The 4,246-nt window shown below is 72.5% G+C and carries 5 protein-coding genes; 2 read left to right on the top strand and 3 right to left on the bottom strand.

Features of this window, described 5'->3' with window-relative positions:
- Window positions 1-21: 21 nt before the first annotated feature.
- Entirely contained in the window at window positions 22-468 is a 447-nt protein-coding gene (locus AC13HU_RS33320; protein WP_483045719.1) for a carboxymuconolactone decarboxylase family protein, read from the top strand.
- Window positions 465-1,211 carry an isocitrate lyase/PEP mutase family protein gene (locus AC13HU_RS33325; RefSeq protein ID WP_483045720.1) on the top strand — a complete coding sequence of 249 codons (747 nt, stop codon included), beginning with the start codon at window positions 465-467 and terminating at the stop codon, window positions 1,209-1,211. The genes AC13HU_RS33320 and AC13HU_RS33325 overlap by 4 nt, the downstream gene beginning before the upstream one ends.
- A gap of 107 nt (window positions 1,212-1,318) precedes the next feature.
- Here AC13HU_RS33325 and AC13HU_RS33330 read toward each other — a convergent pair whose 3' ends face one another.
- The 3 genes from AC13HU_RS33330 to AC13HU_RS33340 all read right to left on the bottom strand — a co-directional run.
- A complete protein-coding gene (locus AC13HU_RS33330; RefSeq protein ID WP_483045723.1) occupies window positions 1,319-2,491 on the bottom strand; it encodes an ABC transporter permease in 1,173 nt (390 codons plus the stop codon).
- Window positions 2,492-2,586: 95 nt separating this feature from the next.
- Window positions 2,587-3,312 (bottom strand): ABC transporter ATP-binding protein, encoded by a 726-nt coding sequence (locus tag AC13HU_RS33335; protein WP_483045721.1) that lies wholly within the window; start codon window positions 3,310-3,312, stop codon window positions 2,587-2,589.
- A partial coding sequence (locus AC13HU_RS33340; RefSeq protein WP_483045722.1) for a peptidoglycan-binding protein occupies window positions 3,309-4,246 on the bottom strand: 938 nt, incomplete at its 5' end. The genes AC13HU_RS33335 and AC13HU_RS33340, both read right to left, overlap by 4 nt.

Here is a 4,246-nt window from a genome sequence, read left to right on the forward strand (position 1 = left end):
GGGGGACGTAGCGTCGGGGGTATGACGCGACGAGGGAGTTACGCACAGCAGGCGCCGGACGTGTTCAGGGCGATGCTGGCGTTCAGCCAGGCGGCGGTGAAGGGGCTCGACCCGGTGGTCGGGGAACTGGTGAAGATCAGGGCCTCGCAGATCAACCGGTGCGCGTTCTGCCTGGACATGCACGTGAAGGAGGCGCGCAAGGCGGGCGAGAGCGACGAGCGGATCGACCTGCTCGCCGCGTGGGAAGAGGTCGACGGGCTCTACACGGACAAGGAACGGGCGGCGCTGGCGCTGACCGAGGCGATCACGGTGCTCACCGAGGGATTCGTGCCGGACGAGGTGTACGCGCGGGCCGCGGCGCACTTCGACGAGGCCGAACTGACCCGGCTGGTCAGCGCGATCGTGGCGATCAACGCGTGGAACCGCTTCAACGTGGCGTTCCGCACGGCACCCGGGAGCCAGGGATGAGCGACACGGCCACCGGCGGCAAGGCCGCCGTCCTCCTCGCGCTGCACCGCGACCGGGCGCCCGGCGATCCGCTGGTGCTGCCCGGGCCGTGGGACGCCGCGAGCGCGAAGGTGTTCGCGGACGCCGGCTTCCCCGCGCTCGCCACGCCCAGCGCGGGGGTCTCGGCGTCGCTCGGCTACAGCGACGGGCAGGGCACTCCCCCGGCCGAGATGTTCGCCGCGATCCGCCGGATCACCCGGGCCGTGGAGGTGCCGGTCAGCGCGGACGTCGAGGCCGGATACGGGCTGCCCGCGGCGGAGTTGGTGGAGCGGCTGCTCGACGCGGGGGCCGTCGGGTGCAACCTGGAGGACTCCGACCCGGCAACGGGTTCGCTCCGGGACCCGGGCGAGCAGGCGGACTTCCTCGCGGAGGTGCGGGCCGCGGCGGGCGACGCGCTCGTCCTCAACGCGCGCGTCGACACGTACCTGTCGGGCAACGACCGTACGCCCGCGGCCGCGATCGCCCGCGGGCGGCGCTATGCCGAGGCCGGGGCCGACGTGCTCTACCCGATCCTCGCGCCCCCGCAGGTGCTCGGCCTCATCGCCGACGGGGTCGGGCTCCCCGTCAACGCGCTGTGCAAGCCGGGCGGGCCCGCGCCCCGCGAGCTCGGGGTGTTCGGCGCCACCCGGGTGACCTTCGGGGGCGGCTTGCAGCACCAGGCGATGGAAGCGGTCCACCACCTGGCGGCCGGCCTCCACGCATAGAGCCCCCAACCGACCGCCGGGCAGGCCCATTCGGCCTGCCCGGCGATCAACCCCCGGGCGGCGGGCCTTTGACGGCACGACGGCGCCCTGCTGGGGGGAGGGCTCAATCAGACGGTGGCCAGGGCCTCCATGGGGGACAGCCGGGCAGCGCGTACGGCCGGATAGAAGCCCGCGAGACCGCCGATGACGAGGGTGGCGCCGACTCCGCCGATCACCGCCCAGGGCGGCATCACGGACGGCAGGCCCTGACCGGCCGCGTATCCGGCGGTGACACCGATGCCCAGGAGCACGCCGCCGAGGCCGCCGAGCGCGGACAGCAGCAGGGCCTCGGACAGGAATTGGGTGCGGATCTGCCCCCGGGTGGCGCCCAGTGAGCGGCGCAGGCCGATTTCGGAGCGGCGCTCCAGCACGGAGATCACCATCGTGTTGGCCACGCCGACGCCGCCCACCAGCAGGGCCACGCCGCCGAGTCCCAGCAGCAGCCCGCTGAGCGCGTCGTCGGTGGCCTGCTTGGCGGCCAGGGCGTCGGAGGGACGGGAGACGTTGACGCCGCTGGGATTCTCGGGGTTGGCAGTGGCACCCAGGACGGCCTGCACCTCGGTGACCGCGGATTCCTCCGTACGGGTGTAGACAGCCGTCGGATACCCGTCGAAGCCCAGGAGTTCGGTGGCGACCGGCCAGCCCACGAGCGCCGCGGAGTCCAGCTCCGGCAGGAGTTCATTGGGGGCGAGCAGGCCGACCACGGTGAACCAGCGTCCGCCGATCCACACCTGGACGTCCGCTCCGGAGCGGTGCACACCGGTCTGCTCCGCCGCCTTCACGCCGAGGACGACCGCCGGATAGCGGCTGTTGGCGGCGTTCAGCCACCGGCCGTCGACGATCTTCGCTCCGGTGCTGGCGGGCAGGTCCGTGCGGGCCGCGTCGACGGTGAGACCGCCGGTCTCCTCTTTGGGGATACGGTCGTTGCGGTAGATCTTCGCGCTCGTCCTACCGATGGCGGAGACCGACTCGACCGTGTCGATGGCGCCGATCATGCCGACCGACTCGCCGGGCAGATGCGCGGTGTCACCGCTGATGGACTGTCCTGGGGTGACGGTGAGCAGGTTCGTCCCGAGCGCCGCCAGCCGTCGGTTCAGTCCCTCGGCGGACGAACCGGAAATGCCCACCACCGAGACCATGGCGGCGATGCCGATGGCGATGCCGAGCGCGGACAGGAAGACCCGCGTCGGCCGGGAGCGCAGACCGGAACCCCCCACGCGCACCACATCGGCCGGACCCATCCTGGCCGGCTTGGGCCGGGCGGGAGGCGGCAGTGTCAGCCACTCCTGTTCCTCCGGGTCCGGCGCGGTCGGGTCCGGCGCGGTGCGGAACGTGCTCATGAGGTGGTCTCCCGGGGGACTCGGCCGACGGGCGCCGACGGGCGGCCGGAGTCGTGCTCGATCAGACCGTCTCTGACCCGGACCTCGCGGGGCAGGGACGCGGCGATGTCCCGGTCGTGCGTGATGACCACCACCGTGGTGCCCGCCTCGTGCAGTCCGTGCAGCATGTCCATCACCACGGCACCCGACCGGGAGTCCAGCGCTCCGGTCGGCTCGTCCGCCAGCAGCAGCGGCGGGTCTCCGAGAAGGGCGCGGGCGATGGCCACCCGCTGTTTCTCACCGCCGGACAACTGGTGCGGCTGGTGGTCGAGCCGGTGGCCGAGGCCGACCCGGCGCAGCGCGGCCTCCGCGTTCCGGCGTCGCCAGGCACGCGGCCTGCCGCTGTAGAGCAGTCCGTCCGCGACGCTGTCCACCGCCCGCACCCCCGGTGCGAGGTGGAACTGCTGGAAGACGAAGCCGATGGTACGGGCCCGCAGCGCGGACAGTTCACGGTCGCTGAGCTCGTCCGTACGGTGTCCGTCGATCCGCACCGTGCCCGCGGTAGGACGATCGAGGGTGCCCATGATGTTGAGCATCGTCGACTTCCCCGAGCCGGACGGGCCGACGATGGCGAGCAGTTCGCCGCGCCGGATGACGAGGTCGGCGTCCTTGAGGGCGTGGACGTCGCCGTATGCCTTGGTGACCCCGCTCAGACGCACCACGGGGTGGGCTGGACCGGTCACCTGGGAACCCCCACTGCCATGCCTTCCCTGATGTCCGCTCCGGTCACCTCGACCAGACCGCCCGCGAACATGCCGAGCTTGACCGGGACGTACTCGACGCCCTTGCCGGTCACGGCCTCCAGGGCGTACCCGCCGCGTCGCGCGGTGAGCGCGTTGACGGGTACGGCGAGGACGTTCGCGCGGGTCTGCGCGCTGAGGACCACGTCGACCTGGGCGGCCTGGTACCGCCCGAGTTTCTTCTGATCCTTGATCTCCAGTCGCACGGGGATGGTGACGGTGTCACTGCCGCCCGCGGACTGCCCGCCCGAGCGGTCGGTGCCATCGCTCTGCGAGGGCAGCGGGGTGCCCACGTCGGTCACCACGGCCGCGACGCTCGTGTCGTTGGGGAGGGTGACCGTCGCCTCGGTGCCCTTCTTGACCAAGTCCTCGTACTGCGGGTCGAGGGCGACGTTCACGACCCGCTCGGTGCCCGTCCAGGACAACAGGCTCCCGCTGAGCAGGGCGCCGGGAACCGACTCGACCTCCGCGACGCGCCGGGCGCCCGGGGCCACGACGGCGTCGCCGACCCGTACGGTGCCGGTCTCCTCGCGGCCGAGGTCCTTCTGCCACTTCCTGACGGCGTCGGCCGTGCCGCCGGTGTAGGTGTCGTCGACGGTGAAGCCCGTGTAGCCGAGGGCCTTGAGGTTCTCCTCAAGGATCTTGACGTCCTCGCCCTCCATGCCCGTCCTCAGTGTGCGGTAGAGGGGGATGGAGCCGTACAGCAGCGGGACCTTCTGCTGGCCGACGCGGTAGACGGTGTCTCCGCGTTCGAGGACGACGCCGTCGGTCGGCAGCCAGGTGATGACACCGGCGCCCGTGTCGCCGCCGCCCTGGCCTCCTCGGTCGCCGCCGCCCGGGTCCGTGCCGGCCGGGTCCGTGCCGGCCGGGTCCGTGC

The sequence above is a fragment of the Streptomyces sp. NH27 genome (assembly GCF_056859195.1).

Excerpts from the sequence above, each read along its gene's own strand:
- AC13HU_RS33320 (WP_483045719.1), top strand. The coding sequence starts at position 22 with ATGACGCGACGAGGGAGTTACGCACAGCAGGCGCCGGACGTGTTCAGG.
- AC13HU_RS33325 (WP_483045720.1), top strand. The coding sequence starts at position 465 with ATGAGCGACACGGCCACCGGCGGCAAGGCCGCCGTCCTCCTCGCGCTG.
- AC13HU_RS33330 (WP_483045723.1), bottom strand. The coding sequence starts at position 2,491 with ATGGGTCCGGCCGATGTGGTGCGCGTGGGGGGTTCCGGTCTGCGCTCC.